This is a genomic window from Acidicapsa ligni, from assembly GCF_025685655.1.
Classification (GTDB): domain Bacteria; phylum Acidobacteriota; class Terriglobia; order Terriglobales; family Acidobacteriaceae; genus Acidicapsa; species Acidicapsa ligni.
Genome location: NZ_JAGSYG010000002.1, coordinates 194,985 through 213,375, shown reverse-complemented (window position 1 = coordinate 213,375; position 18,391 = coordinate 194,985). Strand labels below are relative to the sequence as shown.

The window sequence follows — 18,391 nt, the reverse complement described above, 5'->3', positions numbered from 1 at the left end:
GGAGCATACTCCCACACCCCCTATAGGAAAGCAACAGGAAAACAGCAAAGCCACCCAACCCCAACCACCAAGCCCGAGCCCTTGCAGTTACCGTTGCCCTTGCCTTTGCTTTTGCATTTGCATTTGCCCCTGCAGTTCTGTCTGTCATTCCCGAAGGGAATCTGCTTCTTCCTTTGCCTTTGCTCATCCATCCATCATCCATCCAAAAAGAAAAAACCACATTCCCCACAACCCTGCTACCATTCCGCATGCCACCCCGCGAGTATCATTTCTGGATTTACATCCTCTCCAGTCGCTCGCGAAATCTCTACATAGGAATAACCAACAACCTCGTTCGCAGAACCTCCACACACCGCGAAAACATCCCAGAAACCCACACCGCCCATTACGAAATCCATCGCCTAGTCTACTTCGAATACTTCCGCTACATACGCAGCGCCATAGCCCGCGAAAAGTCCCTCAAACATTGGACCGCGAACAAAAGATAAAACTAATCGAACAATCAAACTCCACCTGGGAAGACCTCTATCCAACCCTCCAGGAACGACATAACACCAACGGAAAAAACTGATTCCCATCCCCCATCCCAGCCTTTGCCCTAGCAGTTGCCCTTGCTTTTGCATTTGCCCTTGCAGTTCTGTCTGTCATTCCCGAAGGGAATCTGCTTCTTCCCCCACCCGAAACCCAAAAACCATTGCAGCCAATTCCCCCAAACTAAGGCACACTAAAAAAGAGCCCCACAGCAACCCAAAACGAAGCGTCCCTAAAAATCTACATAGCCCCCCTCCCCCCTGCAACGGCCCAGTCTGGATATATCCCCCCGACACTGCGAAAATAGAGGAAGAAGCACAGGAAACACTCCGAGTGACAAATTGATGGCAAAAACAAAGAAAATCAAATCCCTCCACTGCCCCACCTGCAAGACGCTGGTCCTCGCCACCGGCGAAGACTTCCCCTTCTGCAGTGACCGCTGCCGCAAGATCGATCTAGGCAAGTGGGCAATGGGCGTTTACAAAATCAGCTCTCCAGCCCTCGATCCCGATCTCCTTGAAGAACTCGAAGGCTCAGAGATGAATCCGAAAACCGACCGTGACCGCTATGAGTGAGCCCGCCGAGAGCAAAGCTCTTGGAGTCCAACCCGGGAAAAAGACCCTCTGGGCCTGGACCGTCGCCACCTTCTTCGGCGCTGGCCTCGGCAAACCCGGCCCCGGCACCTGGGGCTCCGTCGCCACAGTCCTCATCTGGACAGCAATCGCCATCGGCCTCCACCCGTCGCAGCAGCTTCTACTCAGCCTCACCCTCGCCGGAATCGTCCTCTCCGTCGCCCTGGGAGTCCCGGCAGCCACCATCGCCGCCCGCGAAAGCGGCCGCAAAGACCCCGGCTTCGTCGTCATCGATGAGGTTGCCGGCCAAGCCATAACCCTGCTCGCCATCCCCCTGGCAGGCGCAATCCCAAATTGGGAAAATATCCTCCTCGCCCTGCTCCTCTTCCGCATCTTCGACATCACCAAACCCGTTCCGGTCCGTCAGTTGGAAAAACTTCCTGAAGGCTGGGGCATCGTTTTCGACGACGTGGCTGCCGGACTGTATGCTGGGGCTGTACTATTACTCGCGATCCATTGGCTCAAATAACCGGCCCGGCCCTGATCGGCCCGCTTCACCCGTTCGCTGAGATTCCAAATGCCTAAGTCTCCCAAAAACGTTCTGCTTCCAACGGTTCCGGTAATAGAGAGCGTCTCGCCCGCAGCCAGCCTCCCAGGCGGAGAAGTCGAACTGCGCGGCCAGTCTCTCGGTCCACGCGGCACCACCCTGCCCGCTGTCTCCGTCGACGGTCTGGCGGCGCGCATCTCACTCAGCCGCCCCGAACGCATCGCCTTCCACGTCCCCGAAAACGCATCGGACGGCCTCATCGAAGTTCGCAACTCTCACGGAGCAAGCAACATCGTCCCGCTCCGCATCGCCCGCGAACTCTCCGACGGTCTTCACCCCGTCACCAGCCCCGTCGTCAGCCGCTCCGGCATGACCTTCGCCACCATCTCCGGCACTCGCGGCAAACAAACCCCCGTCTCCATCGTGCGCATCAGCCCGGACGGCCTCGGAACCCCTTTCGCCAGCGGCATCCTCAACCCCACCGGCCTCGCCTTCGATCCCGACGGTGATCTCTACGTCACCTCCCGCGCCGAGGGCACCGTCTACCGCATCGATCAAAGCGGCGATTCCACCGTCTACGCTGAAGGCATGGGCGTAGCCACCGGCGCGGCCTTCGACGCAGACGGCAACCTCTTCGTCGGCGATCGCAGTGGCACTATCTTCAAAATCGCGCCCCAGCAATCAGGCAATGCCCGCCAGACCTTCGTTCACTCCACACTCGAACCAAGTGTCGCCGCCTATCATCTGGCCATCGGCGCAGACGGCACCCTCTACGTCACCGCCCCCTCGCTTTCATCCAATGACTGCATCTGGGCCATTGACCGCGACGGCGCAACCTCCGCCTGGTATCGTGGCCTCGGCCGTCCCCAGGGACTGGCCCTCGATGCAGACGGCAATGTCTACGTCGCTGCATCCCTGCACGGCCAGCGCGGACTCGTCCGCATCACACCGCAGGGCAATGCGGAAGTGGTGCTCGCCGGCAACGGTCTCGTCGGCGTAGCCTTCTCGCCTCTCGGCACTGCCGTCCTCGCTACCAACGACACCATCTACAGCGTCGACCTCGGAGTGGAGGGGCTGCGACTCTTCTAAGAAATCCTGAAAGCAGTATTGTCATTCTGAGCAGAGTGAAGGATCTGCTTTTGAGGAGTCCAATATCTATCCATGAAAAGCGAAATCATCGCCGTAGGATCCGAACTCCTGACCCCTTTCCGCCAGGACACCAACTCGCTCTACCTCACCGAACAGCTCAACGCCATCGGCGCAGATGTCACCTTCAAAACCATCGTCGGTGACCGTCTTCGCGATCTCGTCAACGCGGTGCAGGTAGCCCTCGGACGTGCCGACATCGTAGCCGTCATGGGCGGCCTCGGACCCACCGAAGACGACCTCAGCCGTGAAGCCGTCGCCCAGGCCCTCGGCCTCAGCATCCGCCGCGACGGATCGCTCGTCGTCGCCCTCGCCGCCCGCTTCGCATCCCGCCGCATGGCCATGACCGACAACAACCTCAAGCAGGCTGACATCATCGAGGGTGCAGTGGTCCTGCCCAATGCCAATGGCACCGCGGTCGGCCTCTGGCTGGATACGCAATTCGCCGGTCATCGCAAACTCGTCATGATGGTCCCTGGCCCACCCAACGAATGCAAACCGCTCTTCGCCAATGAATGCATCCCGCGCCTGCGCGCCATCCTGCCCGTCCGCCACATCGCCAAACGCATTCTCAAAGCAACCATGATTCCGGAGTCGACCGCCGACGCGCTGCTCGCACCGATCTACACAACGTACAAGGATGTCGACACCACCATCCTCGCCGGACATGCCGAGATTCAGCTCCAGCTCTTCTGCGCCAAGCCCACCCTTGAAGCAGCCCAGCAGCGCGTAGATGAACTAGCCAGCCGCCTCGAAGAAGTCCTGGATCAGCATCTCTTCGCCTCATCCGACGAAAAACTGGAGCAGATCGTCCTTTACTACCTTGAGATGAAGCAGGAAACTCTCGCCGTAGCCGAAAGCTGCACCGGCGGCCTCATGTCGCAGCGCATTACCAGCATCAGCGGCAGTTCGCGCTCCTTCCTGGGCGGCGCAATCGTCTATTCCAATGAACTGAAAACCGCCTTCGCCGGAGTTCCCCCGGAACTCATAGAAGCCCACGGAGCCGTCAGCGCAGAAGTAGCCGAAGCCCTGGCCCAGGGTATCCGCCAGCGCACCGGAGCCAGCCTCGGAGTAGGCATCACCGGCATAGCTGGCCCCAGCGGCGGCACCGAAGAAAAACCAGTAGGCCTCGTCTACATAGCCCTGAGCGACGCCCAAAAAACCGAGTCTCTCGAATGCAACTTCCGCGGCGACCGCGACCGAATTCGCCTATGGGCCAGTCAGCAAGCCCTGGACCTGGTGCGACGCCGCCTCATGTAGCAGCTAGAAGCCTGCACAAATCCAACCCCAGAAGGCTAATGTCTCGACGACAACCCAGCGTTAAATCCTAAAGTCGCTTCCGTCAAAAGGCTGGGTTTTAGAGTGGACTCCCAAACGTCTATGCATTCGCGGTAATATCCACTCATGCGCAAACTCGATCCCCCAGATCAACTTAGGGAATTGGTTGACAAGCTCCGCCACCCCTTTGAATCCGTCGTCTCCTTTGCATCACAGGAACCGCAATTCACGACTCGCGATAAGGGACTGTATGCGTACCTATTTGCGCGCCCATCTCGGCGGCTCGCGACGGCCCTTTCCATTGATCGCGAAGTATTGATCTTGTTTTCAACATTCCAGGACCAACAACAGCGAACGGTCAAGGTCTCACGCGAGCTAATTTCTGAAAGCGATGGGCGCCTAGAGTCAACCTTGGCGATCATCGTGCATAAAGATCCCGACGGTAACGGAAAGCTGCCTAAGTGGGGACGGAGTCTTGGCGTTGCGGTGCTACCCGTATTTTCCGGCCGAATGCCAACAACTCCGGAAGAGCTTGAAAGACATCTTTGTTATGAACTTTTTAGCCATGATCCATTTGATGTAACCGGCCCAGTAAGCGACGATGACAACTTTTTCGGTCGAAGAAACGAAGCTTTAGATATGGCGCGCAAGCTCCAGACGGGTCAAATACGTTCCTGCTTGGGCATCCGTAAAATAGGAAAGACCTCAATTATAAATCGAGTGATAAATGAGTGTCGTTCTCACCACGACTGTTATAGCGTAGTAATGGACTGCTCTCGAGACGAAATATGGGCACAGACCGCCGAGCAATTAATGACATCAGTAGGCGAAGCAATACGTGCAGCTATCAAAAGCCTCGACCAATATTCAACAGTGAATTCACCAGTTGCTTCTTTGGATCTTCCGGATGCCACCTCAGGTCTGCTTGCGATGATCAAATCCGCATCTAAACCAATAGCCCTGTTTATTGACGAAGTCGATTACATCACGCCTGGAAGCCCCACGACAACTTACTGGAAAGATGGTTTCAACCGATTCTGGAGAAACTTTAGATCCGTATACCAAGAAGCATTACGAGCGGAAAAAATCGTTTCCGTAATGGTGGGCGGCGTGTCTGCAAAGTGGTTTGCTGTCGGATCAATTGGACAGGTAGAGAATGCGGCGCTAGCTCTTATTCCCGAGGAGTACTTAAGCCCGCTACCACGTGGTGCATCAATTGCAATGATCAAGAAAATTGCCCGGTCAGCGGGGCTGACATTCACAGAGGATTCCGCAGCTGCTATTTCTGCAGCGTGCAGCGACATGCCGTTTTGGGTTCGCAAAGCATGCTCATACATTCATCGTCGGACCGAGATTGCAAACAGACCAGTCATTATACAATTATCAACTTCAAAACTTCTTATTTCTGAGTTCGTGAAAGAGGAGGGCAATACGCTCGCGCAAGTTGCACTTTCTCACTTATTTCGGGTTTACCCAGAACTTCTTGATCCATCTCTTAGCGTGCTGGGGGCCAGCCCGTCGCAAATCCTTCCTAGCAACCTCACTATTCTTCGCAGATACGGAATCCTGGCATCACGAGAGCCAATCGAACCGTCTGGGCTTATGGTCAGAGAGGCGCTCAAGGGTATACAGGAGAACATAACTGCCGAGTTACTTCAACCCACCACACCGAATACACCATCAGAAGATGCAAGTCCACTTGGGCTCACTGAATGGGCCGAAGAACTAGCACTCATAAACAAGAGTAGGAATCTTCTCGAAAAGCGAATGCGGCAAATGATTCTGAATTTTCTAAGGGCTGATTCAATAATCAAGAAACAGCGGGGGGGGGCTAGAGAACGAATGCTAGCATCCCTTCCTACTGAGCGAAGAGAGCCACTTAAGGCAGTCTCTGCAGACGACCTGGCCGAAAAACTATATTGGCTTGAACTGAAAGCTGTTGTCGTTCGCGAGTGGCCAGTGTTTTCGGGCGTATTTGCCGACAAACGGCATTTCGAGGAGAGCTGCGACTTGGTGAACGATAGGCCCGATACTCACGCCAAAGACGTTGACGCTGCAGATTTAGCCTTGCAAAGGCGGGCACTTACATGGCTCACTGAAAGGCTCGCATCAGCATAAAAATACTAGGCATCCTACCTCAGCTCCTTCCTTTGAAGCGAGAAAAGGTCTAACGTCATTTGACGTCATGCATCTACTTCTGCGTGGCAATCCAATCGTTTATTCGGGCTTCGAGTACATCCAGCGGCAGCGCACCTGAATCGATCACCTCATCGTCAAATGCGCGAATATCGTATTTCGGCCCCAGTGCTTTCTTCGCCCGCTCGCGCAGTTCCAGAATCTTCATCTGCCCCATTTTGTATGCCAGCGCCTGAGCAGGCCAGCCGATATAACGGTCTGTCTCCGACTGGATATTTGTCTCGTCTATCCCGGAGTGATCGCGGAAGTACGCCACCATCTGATCCCGCGTCCAGTGCTGCGAATGTACGCCCGTATCCACGACCAGCCGAATCGCACGCCAGATATCCGCCTCCAGACGCCCGTAATCCGAGTAGGGATCCTGGTAGAAGCCGGCATCCTTGCCCAGATGTTCGGCATACAAAGCCCATCCTTCGACAAATGCCGTATATCCCAGATGCTTGCGGAACTCGGGGATATTCTGCATCTCAAGCCCAATCGAAATCTGCATGTGATGCCCTGGAATTCCCTCGTGATACGAAACCGCCTCCACGTCCACCAGTGAGCGCTCGGTAGCGTTATACGTGTTCACGGTGATGTGTCCCGGTCTGCTGCCGTCCGCTGTACCCTCTTCGTAATAAGCTGCGGCGGCGGACTTGGCACGGTAGTCGGGAATCTTTACCACCTCAAGCTGAGACTTGGGCAAATGTCCAAACAGCTCCGGCAGCTTGGCTTGCATATCCTTCTCGTGCCCGCGAAAAATATCCATCAAGGCATCCGCAGACGCCGGATGCAGCTTGGGATTTCCTTTCAGCGAAGCCTGAAAGCTCTTCAGATCTGCGAAGCCCAGCTTCTTTGCGATGACCAGCATTTCCGCCTCATCGCGCTTTACCTCATCCAGCCCAATCTGGTGGATCTGCTCCGCGGTCAGATTCGTCGTCGTGCTGCGCCGGATGCAAAACGCATAATACTTCGCCCCATCCTCCAGCGCTGAAATCCCGGGCTCGTCGCGTCCCGCGGGCACATACGTCACTTCGAGAAAACGCTGAAATCTCAGATACGCGGGCAGTACTTCCTTCTTGATCGCATCCAGCATCTCGTCCTTGATACGCGCTTGCTCCGCCGCCGGAATCGATGCGGGGAAACTCTTCAGCGGCATCGCCAGCGGAGAATCCTCCGGCTTCTGATGCGCCAATTCCTTCACTTGATCCAGCCCCTGCTGCAACAGAAACTTCGGCGGCACACGACGATCCTGGATGCCGATCTCCATGTTCTGCGTTACCTGGTCAAACGCCTTTGGAATTGCATGAAGCCGGGCTATCCAATCGTCGTAATCCTTCACTTCTTTGAAGCTCAATTGCCGCACCAGTTCGGGATACACCGTGTGAATTCCATCCATCTGGTTAAACGGCATCTCCCACTCTTTGAAATCGGCAGCCTCCTGATCTTCCGTAAACTGCCGCAGCAACAGATCGTGGCTTGTCACTTCCTGTGCACTCATACCTGTGGTATCGATCGCTGCCAGACGCAGTAAAAATCCCTGCTCCCGCGCCAGCCCATCGTTATAAGCGCGCACCGAGTAATCCGAAATCTGATCGTTATACCGCTTATCTCCGAGCGAAGAAGCAAACTCAGGCGAGTGACGAAGATTGTCCTGCCAATAATCATCGAAGAGACGGTTCAGATCCTTGCGCCTGTCCTCAAGCGACTGCGGGCCCTGATTCTGCGTCACAGGGCTGAGTTTGAGTGACTGCGCACAAAGCGCAACATTCGCCATTGGCGAAACGACGAGCAACAGCAAGATCGAAAGTCGATATGTATGAAATTTCAAAGTCGCAATCCTTGGAAAACATCAGCGCTCTTTACAAGAGAAGCAAATCTAAATCCGCGCCATCTCTAGGACGAGTGTAAGACATCCTATGTCACCGGTCATGCTAGAATTCGCGCAGAAAAGAGACCGCTGAATGATCAAGCTGAATCGCATGAGTTGTTGTGCTGTAGTTCTCTTCCTTTTGGGTGCGCTCTTGAATGCGGGGCAACACGCGCAGGCGCAGACCGGTTCACCGCAGGCCAAACTGTCGGTTCATTGGGAAGAACTAACGGGGCCGGATTTTATCCAGGCCATTCATCGTGCGCAGGGCGTGTGCCTGTTGCCGTTTGGCATTATGGAGAAGCATGGACCACATATGCCGCTTGGCACCGATCTGATCAATGTGCGTTACGCGGCTTTGCATGCGGCTGAGAATCAGTATGCCGTGGTCTTCCCCGAATATTACTTTGGACAGATCGCCGAAGCGCGTCATGAGCCTGGTACGGTGGCTTACAGCCGCGATTTGCAGTTGGCATTGCTGCAGGCGACTACGGACGAGATGGCTCGCAATGGCTGCAAGAAAATTCTGATTGTGAACGGCCACGGCGGCAACGATAGCTTGCTGCCCTATTTTGCCCAGTCGCAGTTGGATAAGCCGCACGATTATGTGGTCTATTTTTCCGACGAGCGCGTGCCTGGGTCCGGTGGCCCCAAGAAGAAGACGACCGTCGACGCCCACGCAGGCGAAAGTGAAACGTCCAAGATGATGATTGTCCGGCCCGACCTTCTGCACCAGGATCGTGCTGCGAACGAGTCCGGCGCCGACCAGCATCGGCAGACTTTGCCGGAGGGCGTTTACACCGGTATCTGGTGGTATTCGCGCTACCCCGATCACTATGCCGGTGACGGCTCCGCTGCTACTCGTGAGTTAGGCGAATATCAAATGAACTGGTGGGTGGATTCCATCAGCAAAATCATTGTCGCCATTAAAGCCGACGATGTGAGTCTGAAGCTGCAAAACGAATTCTATGAAAAGAGCAAGCATCCGCTGGATACGCCGCAGTAACGGAAGTTTGTGGCGGGCGGCACTCCTTTTCCAGCTTCCAACCGTAGGTCGTCTGTAATTCCGTCGTTCGCTGTCGAGTTGTTGCTTCCATGCTCCAATTTTAAGAAAATTTTGTCGAACATGATCCTCCACACAGGAGAAGCAGATGACACAACATGCCCGCGGTCCTTTTGATGTCAAGACAATTCCCCAGCCACCGGAGCCGCACTCTGAGACTCCCTCCATTGGCCGGTTCCTGCTCGACAAGCAATTTCATGGCGACCTCGAGGGCACCAGCAAGGGCATAATGCTCAGCGCGGGCGATCCTCGTTCCGGCTCTGCAGGCTATGTGGCCATTGAGGTCGTAACGGGCAAGTTGAATGGCCACACGGGCACTTTTGCGATGCAGCACTTCGGCACCATGGACGCCGGATCGCTATCCCTCGAAGTCCAGGTGGTCCCGGGCTCAAGCAGCGGGGAACTCAAAGGCATCTCCGGTAAAATGACGATCCAGATCGCAGACGGCAAGCATTCCTACGATCTTGAATATTCGCTTCCCGCAACGCAGTAAGAAAAAGAGGACTTCCCTTGCGACCGTTGAACTTTCTGGCCCTGCTGTTACTGTCGTCTACAATTGTTCTCCATGCGTTCCGTGCGCCCGCTAATCCCGTTGATCGCATTGACTCCATTGATCCTATCGATCCCGTCGATAAAGTAAACCTCTACATCGGTACCGGCAGCGGCAAGATCGGCTACGGCGGCACCATGCCCTTCGTCACGCCGCCCTTTGGCATGATCAACTGGGCTGCGCAAACCCGCCAGAACAAGCTCAGCGGCGTCTCTTACAAATACGAAGACACCACCATCTCCGGCTTCATGGGCACGCATCAACCCGCTATCTGGATGGGCGACTACGGCTACGTCACACTCATGCCCGAAACCGGCAAGCTCAGGACAACGCCTGAAGACCGCAAGCTCCCTTTTACGCACAGCGACGAAATCGCGCACCCCGACTATTACTCCGTCGTGATGGACGCGGCCAGCTCACAAAAAATTCGCACCGAGATGACCGCGACCGAACGCTGCTCCTACATGCGCTTTACCTTCCCAGCGGGCTCTGACTCCAGGGTTCTCGTCGAAGCGTCGCGTCCGGGTATCGCAGGATTCGTCAGCATCGACAAGGCCCATAACGAAATCACCGGTTACAACCCGGCCCGCACCGATGACGGACTGGGACCCTTCAAGCTGCCGAACTTCAAGGGCTATTTCGTAGTTCAATTTCGTAAGCCATTTCACGACGCTGCAACCTACGGAACAGACTCTTCAAATCACGACGAAGCAACTGGCGCATACGCAACATTCAATACGGCACAAGGCGGAGTTGGCGAAGTTATCGAGGCACGCGTCGGCACATCTTTCATCAGCATCGAGCAGGCGCGCGCCAATCTTAAATCAGAAATCCCCGCATGGGATTTCGATGCTGTTCGCAAAAAACTTCACATGACATGGAATGACAAGCTAAGCCGCATCACCCTTGAAGGCGCGAATGAAGATGAGCAGCGCACCGTAGTCACCGCGCTCTATCACACGCTTCTCTACCCGCGCATCTTCTCTGAGTATGGCCGCTATTACAGCGCATTCGACGATCAGATTCACAAGGGCGAGTCGTACACTGCTTACTCCATCTGGGACACTTTCCGCGCTGAACACAGCCTGCTCACGCTCGTTGCGCCTGAGCGCATCGACGGCATGATCACTGCTCTGCTGCAGAATTATCAGGAAGGCGGATGGATGCCTAAGTGGCCCAACCCCTCCTACACCAACATCATGATCGGCACACATGCCGACTCCATGGTCGCCGAAGCCATTCAGAAAAACTTTCACGGCTTTGACCGCAACCTCGCCTGGCAAGCCGTCTACAAAGACGCCATGACTCCGCCGGATGGCGACACCACCCGTAAGTGGCTCGATCGCGAACCCAACACACCCTACGAAGCACGCGGCGGACTCACCTACCTGAAACAGCTTGGCTATGTCCCGACCGACAAGACCGCCGAAGCTGCCTCTCGCACTCTTGAAGACTCCTACGACGACTGGTGCGTGGCGCAAGTTGCCAAGGCTCTCGGCAAGACCAGCGATTACGAATTCTTCCTCAAGCGCTCACTGAACTATCAACACATCTTCAACAAGCAAACCGGCTTCATGCAGGCCAAAAACTCCGATGGCTCGTGGGCCGATGAAAAAGACGGCTGGACTGAAGGCGACCACTGGGTCTACACGTGGGCAGTCTTCCACGACATCCCCGGACTCATCGATCTCATGGGTGGCGCTGAAAAATACAACGCCCTGCTCGATGAACATTTCAAGGGTGGACACAACGTCCACAGCAATGAGCCGAGCCACCACTATGGCTATCTCTACGACTACAGCGGCCAGCCCTGGAAGACGCAGGCCAAAGTCCGCGAAATTGCCAACGCTGAATACGCCAACCTGCCCTCCGGCATTGACGGCGATGATGACTGCGGCCAGATGTCCGCCTGGTATCTCTTCACTGCTCTCGGCTTCTATCCTGTCAACCCGGCCTCTGGCGACTACATGATCGGCAGTCCGCTCTTCTCCAAAATGTCGTTGCGTTTAGCCAATGGAAAGCGGCTTAACGTAGTTGCTGAGAACAACTCACCAACAAACGTCTACATCCAATCTGCGACCTTGAACGGCAAACCGCTCGACATCCCGGTAATCCGCTACGAGCAGATCATGACTGGTCCGACGCTCAAGCTGGTTATGGGGCCGTCCCCGTCGAAATGGGCTTCCGATTGGAAGCCTTTGTCCATAACTGCAAGCAACTCCAGCACTGCAGCAGGACGGGTCGCGGCAAACTGATATTCGGAGTACGCAAGCGTAACCTGATAAAGTTTGAGTAATGCCAGTTGCACTCACAGTCTGGTTCCATTCGCTTGCGATCGTCGCAGCGGCCTATCTGCTGGGGTCCATTCCCACGGGATACTTGCTCGTGCGCTTTTTCCGCAAGCAGGATATCCGCAGCCTTGGCAGCGGCAACATTGGTGCGACAAACGTCCTCCGCTCCGGCGCAAAGGGCCTGGGCGCGGCCACCTTTCTTTTCGATGTTCTCAAGGGAGCTCTCGCGGTCCTTGTAGGCGCGCGGATGGCCTCCATAGGCTTCCCGCCTATTCCGCTGCACAACGCAGAAGCGCTAGCAGCCCTTTGCGCCATCCTGGGCCACATGTACCCCGTATGGCTCGGCCTGCGCGGCGGCAAGGGAGTCGCTACTGCATTCGGAGTCTTCACCGTCATCGCTCCGCTCGCTGCAGTTGGTTCCATCGTTATTTTTGCAATGATCTTCGCGCTTACACGCTATGTTTCGCTAGCATCGATCATCGGAGCTGCGGCCTTTCCAGCACTGGCCTGGTTTCTCACGCCGTGGGTACGAGCTCCGCTTCCCTTCGTTGTAATCCTGGCGGTGGTAGCGCTGATCATCGCCAAGCACTCTGCAAATATTCAGCGCCTGGTTGCGGGCACGGAGTATCGCTTTGGCACTGGCGCAAAAAAGCCTGTAGCGAAAGCAGAAGACTCCCTATGAGCCGTATCACCGTGCTGGGCTCGGGAGCCTGGGGAACGGCAATTGCTCTTTCCCTCGCTGCAAAACCAGACCATCAAGTCACTCTCTGGTCCCATCGAACGGCGACAGCGGAAGCGCTGCGCCTGAGCCGCGAGAATCACCATTTCCTTCCCGGCTTTCGGTTTCCGGATTCACTGCAGATCACGGGTGACGACGCGTCCGCGCTGGCCCGGGCAGAGATCGTCGTAAGCGTGATTCCGTCCCAGTTTCTGCGCTCCACAATCACTCGTCTCGCTCCGCATATTCATTCCGGGCAGATCTTCGTCAGCGCCACTAAAGGTATTGAAGATCACACCTTTCTGCGCATGACGGAAGTGATCCAAAGCTGCCTTGGCGAAGCAGGAAACAGCATCCCGGTTGGCGCTCTGAGCGGTCCGTCTTTCGCCCAGGAAGTCGCGGCAGGAATGCCGACCGCGGTCACAATCGCCTTCTCTGAAAGCGCTGTTGCAGCAACGATCCAGCGCGAATTTTCCAGCGATACGCTGCGCCTTTACACCAATGACGATGTCATCGGTGTCGAACTTGGCGGCGCGCTTAAAAACGTGATCGCCATCGCTGCGGGAGTGCTCGCCGGACTGGGCCTCGGCTCCAACTCTGCGGCCGGACTTATTACACGAGGCATCGCTGAAATCACGCGCCTTTCCATCGCCGCCGGAGGCCATCGCGAAACACTTGCCGGGCTCAGCGGAGTCGGCGATCTAGTTCTCACCTGCACCGGTTCGCTCTCGCGTAACCGTACTGTGGGCTTCGAATTAGGCCAGGGGCGCAGCCTTTCGGAAATCCTCGCCGGCCTCGACGGCAAAGTTGCAGAGGGCATACGAACAACGCGAGCCGCACTCGGACTGGCTCACAAGCTTGGCGTAGAAATGCCCATCACTGAGCAGATGGGATTCATCCTCGACCACGGCAAAGCGCCCAAAGCTGTTGTCCGCGAATTGATGATGCGCCCCGGCCGCCACGAAGAAGACTAGCCGCTGTGCGAGCTACTCCGCTCGCAACGCCTGCGTCGGATTGACAGTCGCAGCCCGGTAAGCGGGCAGAAGCGATGCCGCCAGAGTCAGCAGCAGTACGCAAATCGAAGCCACTACCAGCACCATAGGATCGAGCACGCTCACCCCAAACAGCAATGACTTCAGCAGATGCGAAGCAGCCACCGCTCCGGCAAGCCCGATAGCACAGCCAATTACAGCCAGCTTCGCGCCTGAATACAAAATCAGACCCACGATTCCGGAGCGTTGCGATCCAAGCGCGATGCGAATTGCCATCTCCTGCACACGTTGCGCAACCGAGAACGCAATGACGCTGTAAATGCCCAGGATCGCCAGCAGCAATGCGGCCGCAGCAAACGATGAGATAAGCGCCGTATTGAATTTTCGCGGAGCTTCCACATCGGAAATTGCCTGCTCCATGGTCTGTGTCTGTATGAGCGGAAGCTGCGGATCGAGTGCGTGAACTGTGGCGCGAAGCGCGTTTTCTATCTGCTTCGGATCCATGACCGTGCGTATAGCAATCGATCCACCTCCCCCACTCAGGTCAGTCGGTGAGGCAAGAGATCCCGCCATTCCCAATGCCTGTTCCGTAGCCATGTAGTATTGCTGTTTTGTCGGCAAGTCAGGTGAGCTCTCCTTTACATCCGCCACTTCACCCACCACTATCGCCCAGGGCGTCCGCATGGCTTGCGTTCCAAGTCGAAAGCGCTTGCCGATAGGGCTCTGGCCCGGCCACGACTGCGCAGCAAGTTTATGGTTTACAACCACCACCAGTTGCGTAGCCACCCTGTCATCGGAGTTCAAAAATCGCCCTCGCAGCAAGGGAATCCCCATCGCCTGAAAATAGTCTCCCTGCACCTGTATCGGAGTTGCCAGATCAAGGCTTCCGTCTTTGGGAGCAATATATCCTTCAGCAACAAACGCTCCGTTGGAGTTGCTTCCTGAAGCAGGCAAAAAGCTTGTAATCCCCACACTTTTTACGCCGGGAAGCCCCTGCAATCTACGTATCAATTCGTGATTGAACTGGTCTATTGAGGCCTGTGTCGCATACTGTTTCTGCGGCAGTACGTAACCGGACACCAGCGTATGATCCGGCCTGAAACCAAGATCCACCTGGCGCATCTTTTCAAAGCTGCGCAGCAGCAGGCCCGATGCTGTGAGCAGCACCAGCGCAACGGCAATCTCCGCAATCACCAACGCCGAGCGCAACCGCCCGTGTCCTCCTGAAGTGCCAGTGCGGCCGCCCTCTTTCAACGTGTCGTTGACGTTGGTTCGAATAGCAGCGAACGCAGGCGCCAAACCGCAGATGATTCCGGTTACAACAGCCAACACCAACGCGAAGCAGGCAACAGTCCAATCCAGACCAATCTCGCCGATGCGCGGCAATGTCTCCGGCAGCAACTGCACTCCCACCTTTAGCGCGATGGCTGCCAGCGCCAGCCCAGTCAGACCGCCGGCAACGCTTAACACCAGACTTTCCATGATCGCCTGTCGCAACAAGGTTGCAGCACTCGCTCCCAGCGCAAGACGAACAGCGACTTCTCTACGTCGGCGAATGGCTCGTACAAGCAGGAGTCCGGCAAGATTGGCGCATGCAATCAGCAGAACAACAGCGACCGCCAGAAACAATGTGCGAAGCAGTGGACGAGCATCTTCTACCACCTCGTCATGCAGCGGCCTGATCACCGGACGAATGTGAAAGCCCGCCATTTCTGCCGGATAATTGCGCATCGTCTCCGCAGCTACGCGCCCCGCATCGGTAACTGCCTGCGATGCAGTTGTATCCGATCTCAAGCGCCCAACCATGCTGTAACTCCAGTTAGCCGCAGCGGGTGTTGAAAGCTCTTCTACCGTAAAGCTCATCGGAACCCATAATTCACTGCGATTCAATTGTCCGGGATTCAACGGAAACTCAAAATTGCGGGGCATCACACCAATGACCACAAAAGGCTTGCGGTCGAGAAGGATCTTCTTTCCTAATATCCCTGCGTCCCCATGAAAGCGGTTCCGCCATGTGGCATAGCTGAGCAGTGCTACCTGCTGGTGTTGATCGTCTTCCTGCTTAGTAAAAAAGCGCCCCATGAGCGGCGCAACTCCCAATGCCGGAAAGACGCCTCCAGTCATCCGGGAAGCATTCACCGATACAGGATCACCCGCGCCCGAAAGCTCATATCCGGTTCCGGTATATCCCCCCAGGCTGGTAAAGCTATGCGTGTCGCGAGTGTAATTACGAATATCGGGAACAGTAACCCCAGCCTCGCCATTTCCACCCACGTCCAAACCCTGCAGGATGTCCGTCAAAACCACAACCCGCTCCGAATCGGGGAATGGCAACGGACGCAACAAGACTCCCTCGACAACCGAAAATATTGCTGTAGTTGCACCTATCCCCAATGCCAGCATCAACACAGCGGTTGTCGTAAAGCCGGCAGACTTCAACAGGTGACGAATTGCAATTTTCAGATCGCGAAAAAGAGACATGGCCACGCTCCATCCATCGGTATCCAGAACTAATAGCACTTCCGGTTCCAAAATCAAATAGCAGAAATCCGCTCTATTCTGGACAATTATCGGTTAAAAGCTCAATCTATTACTCCAGAAATCGTCCACCGTCGGACACCCCTGTCCAATCACGGACAAATGCGCCACGCAGCAGATTCGCGCACTCGCTCTCACGTTTTATAGTTATGTGTAACGGTGATAACAATCTATGTCCAAGCGTGAATTTCAGACTGAAGTCAATCAGCTCCTACAGCTCATCATCCATTCTCTTTACTCGCATCCAGAAATCTTTCTGCGCGAACTCATCTCCAACTCTTCCGATGCGCTCGACAAGCTCCGCCATCTTACCCTGACGGACGACGTCTACAAGACCGTCCCCTTCGATCCGCGCATCGATCTCGATCTCGACGAAGAAGCCAAGACTCTCGTCATCGCCGATACCGGCATTGGCATGAACGAAGAAGAACTTGTCTCGCACCTCGGCACCATCGCTCGCTCGGGAACTAAGAATTTTCTCTCGCAGCTCTCCGGTGACGCCAAGAAAGATTCGAACCTCATCGGCCAGTTTGGCGTCGGCTTCTACAGCGCGTTCATGGTCGCCGACAAGATCGAAGTTGTCTCTCGCAAAGCTGGCGAAGAGCTGGCCTGGCGCTGGACCAGCGACGGCAAAACCGGCTTTGAAATCGAGCCAGCCGAACGCTTGGTTGCAGGCACCACCATCCTTCTTCATCTCAATGAAGAGGGCAAGCAATATGCCAACAGCTGGCGTTTGCAGGAGATCGTCAAGAAGTACTCCAACCACATTGCCTTCCCCATCTTTCTGACCTACGACAAGAGCGAGTGGAACGAAGAAGAAAAGAAGTCCATCAAGACGCGCACGACCGAGCAGGTCAATGCAGCCAGCGCACTCTGGCGTCGCTCTAAAAATGAACTTGAACCTGAGGACTACAAAGAACTCTACAAGTCCATCACCGGCGACTCGCAGGATCCGCTCTTCTGGTTCCACACCAAGGCCGAAGGCAGCCTCGACTACACCACGCTTTTCTACATCCCGGCCAAGGCTCCACTCGACCTCTACCAGGCTGAATACAAGGTCGGCGTGAAACTCTATGTCAAGCGTGTCTTCATCATGGACGACGCCAAGGAACTCCTGCCGCAGTATCTGCGCTTCGTGCGCGGCATCATCGACAGCGAAGATCTCCCGCTTAACGTAAGCCGCGAAATACTCCAGCAGAATCGCGTACTCACCAGCATCCGCACTGCCAGCGTGAAGAAGATTCTCTCCGAACTGAAGAGCATCGCCACGAATCATCCAGACGAGTTCGCGAAGTTCACCGCCGAATACAATCGTCCTCTCAAAGAGGGCCTGTACGGCGACTACGCCAATCGCGAAACACTGCTCGAACTGGTCCGCTTCAAGTCCACCAAAGTAGAAGGCCGCACCAGCCTCGCCGACGTTAAATCGCGCATGAAAGAGGGCCAGAAGAGCATCTACTACATCACCGGCGGCGCCGAATCGCTGCTCCGCACTTCGCCGCTGCTGGAGATCTACAAGAAGAAGGATCTCGAAGTCCTCATACTCGATGACGACATCGACGAAATCGTCTTTTCCGGCATCGACAAGTACAGCGAGATCGACATCAAAGCTGTCAATAAAGCCGGAACCAGCGAAGACTTCAAAGACGACGCCGAAGCCGACAAAACAGACAAGGAAGCGCAGGCTGAAAATCTCAAGCCTCTGCTCGAAAAACTCAAGGCTACGCTCGGCGATCGCGTGAAAGATGTGCGCGTCTCCGAACGCCTCGCGGACAGCCCCTCCTGCATTGTTTCCGATGAAGAAGAACCCTCCATCCAGATGCAGCAGATGCTCCGCGCCATGGGACAGACCGACTTCCCCGCACCCAAGCCGACACTTGAGATCAATCCTGATCACGAGATCGTCAAGAAACTTCTCGCTCGTCCTGAGGATGCCACTGCAGAAGACGCAGCATGGCTACTCTTCGATCAAGCTCTCCTGATGGAAGGTGTTGCTCTTCAGGACCCGGCTAACTTCGTCCAACGCCTGAACCGCATCCTCAACCTGTCCATTTAACTATCCGTCGAAAACTCAATCGCGGCGGCTGATTGCAGCCGCCGCGATCCTGACCATCACTATC

At 55.7% G+C, this 18,391-nt stretch carries 14 protein-coding genes; 12 read left to right on the top strand and 2 right to left on the bottom strand.

Features of this window, described 5'->3' with window-relative positions:
- Positions 1-248: 248 nt before the first annotated feature.
- The 6 genes from OHL19_RS07345 (at position 249) to OHL19_RS07320 (ending at position 6,192) form a co-directional block, all read left to right on the top strand.
- Complete coding sequence (locus OHL19_RS07345) at positions 249-488, top strand: GIY-YIG nuclease family protein (protein WP_263356996.1); 240 nt, start codon at positions 249-251, stop codon at positions 486-488.
- Between the two features lie 387 nt (positions 489-875).
- Positions 876-1,106, top strand: coding sequence for a DNA gyrase inhibitor YacG (locus OHL19_RS07340; RefSeq protein ID WP_263356995.1), 231 nt, complete (start codon positions 876-878; stop codon positions 1,104-1,106).
- Positions 1,099-1,632 (top strand): phosphatidylglycerophosphatase A family protein, encoded by a 534-nt coding sequence (locus tag OHL19_RS07335; RefSeq protein WP_263356994.1) that lies wholly within the window; start codon positions 1,099-1,101, stop codon positions 1,630-1,632. The genes OHL19_RS07340 and OHL19_RS07335 overlap by 8 nt, the downstream gene beginning before the upstream one ends.
- A 48-nt stretch (positions 1,633-1,680) precedes the next feature.
- The gene (locus tag OHL19_RS07330) at positions 1,681-2,739 is read left to right on the top strand and encodes an NHL repeat-containing protein (RefSeq protein ID WP_263356993.1); all 1,059 of its coding nucleotides are present in this window, start codon (positions 1,681-1,683) and stop codon (positions 2,737-2,739) included.
- 72 nt (positions 2,740-2,811) lie between these two features.
- Entirely contained in the window at positions 2,812-4,056 is a 1,245-nt protein-coding gene (locus OHL19_RS07325; protein ID WP_263356992.1) for a competence/damage-inducible protein A, read from the top strand.
- Between the two features lie 144 nt (positions 4,057-4,200).
- Positions 4,201-6,192 (top strand): ATP-binding protein, encoded by a 1,992-nt coding sequence (locus OHL19_RS07320; protein WP_263356991.1) that lies wholly within the window; start codon positions 4,201-4,203, stop codon positions 6,190-6,192.
- 73 nt (positions 6,193-6,265) lie between these two features.
- Here OHL19_RS07320 and OHL19_RS07315 read toward each other — a convergent pair whose 3' ends face one another.
- Positions 6,266-8,080: a DUF885 domain-containing protein gene (locus tag OHL19_RS07315; RefSeq protein WP_263356990.1), complete on the bottom strand. Its 1,815-nt coding sequence runs from the start codon at positions 8,078-8,080 to the stop codon at positions 6,266-6,268.
- 133 nt (positions 8,081-8,213) lie between these two features.
- Here OHL19_RS07315 and OHL19_RS07310 point away from each other — a divergent pair, with 133 nt between their 5' ends.
- The 5 genes from OHL19_RS07310 (at position 8,214) to OHL19_RS07290 (ending at position 13,715) form a co-directional block, all read left to right on the top strand.
- Positions 8,214-9,125 (top strand): creatininase family protein, encoded by a 912-nt coding sequence (locus OHL19_RS07310; RefSeq protein ID WP_263356989.1) that lies wholly within the window; start codon positions 8,214-8,216, stop codon positions 9,123-9,125.
- A gap of 145 nt (positions 9,126-9,270) precedes the next feature.
- Entirely contained in the window at positions 9,271-9,675 is a 405-nt protein-coding gene (locus OHL19_RS07305) for a DUF3224 domain-containing protein (RefSeq protein WP_263356988.1), read from the top strand.
- Positions 9,676-9,692: 17 nt separating this feature from the next.
- A complete protein-coding gene (locus OHL19_RS07300) occupies positions 9,693-11,987 on the top strand; it encodes a GH92 family glycosyl hydrolase (protein WP_263356987.1) in 2,295 nt (764 codons plus the stop codon).
- A gap of 40 nt (positions 11,988-12,027) precedes the next feature.
- Entirely contained in the window at positions 12,028-12,705 is a 678-nt protein-coding gene (plsY, locus tag OHL19_RS07295; protein ID WP_263356986.1) for a glycerol-3-phosphate 1-O-acyltransferase PlsY, read from the top strand.
- Positions 12,702-13,715, top strand: a complete 1,014-nt coding sequence (locus OHL19_RS07290) for an NAD(P)H-dependent glycerol-3-phosphate dehydrogenase (protein ID WP_263356985.1) — start codon at positions 12,702-12,704, stop codon at positions 13,713-13,715. The genes plsY and OHL19_RS07290 overlap by 4 nt, the downstream gene beginning before the upstream one ends.
- 12 nt (positions 13,716-13,727) lie before the next feature.
- Here OHL19_RS07290 and OHL19_RS07285 read toward each other — a convergent pair whose 3' ends face one another.
- Entirely contained in the window at positions 13,728-16,214 is a 2,487-nt protein-coding gene (locus OHL19_RS07285; RefSeq protein WP_263356984.1) for an ABC transporter permease, read from the bottom strand.
- Positions 16,215-16,443: 229 nt separating this feature from the next.
- Between OHL19_RS07285 and htpG the strand changes: the two genes are divergently transcribed.
- A complete protein-coding gene (gene htpG / locus OHL19_RS07280; protein WP_263356983.1) occupies positions 16,444-18,327 on the top strand; it encodes a molecular chaperone HtpG in 1,884 nt (627 codons plus the stop codon).
- Positions 18,328-18,391: the final 64 nt, after the last annotated feature.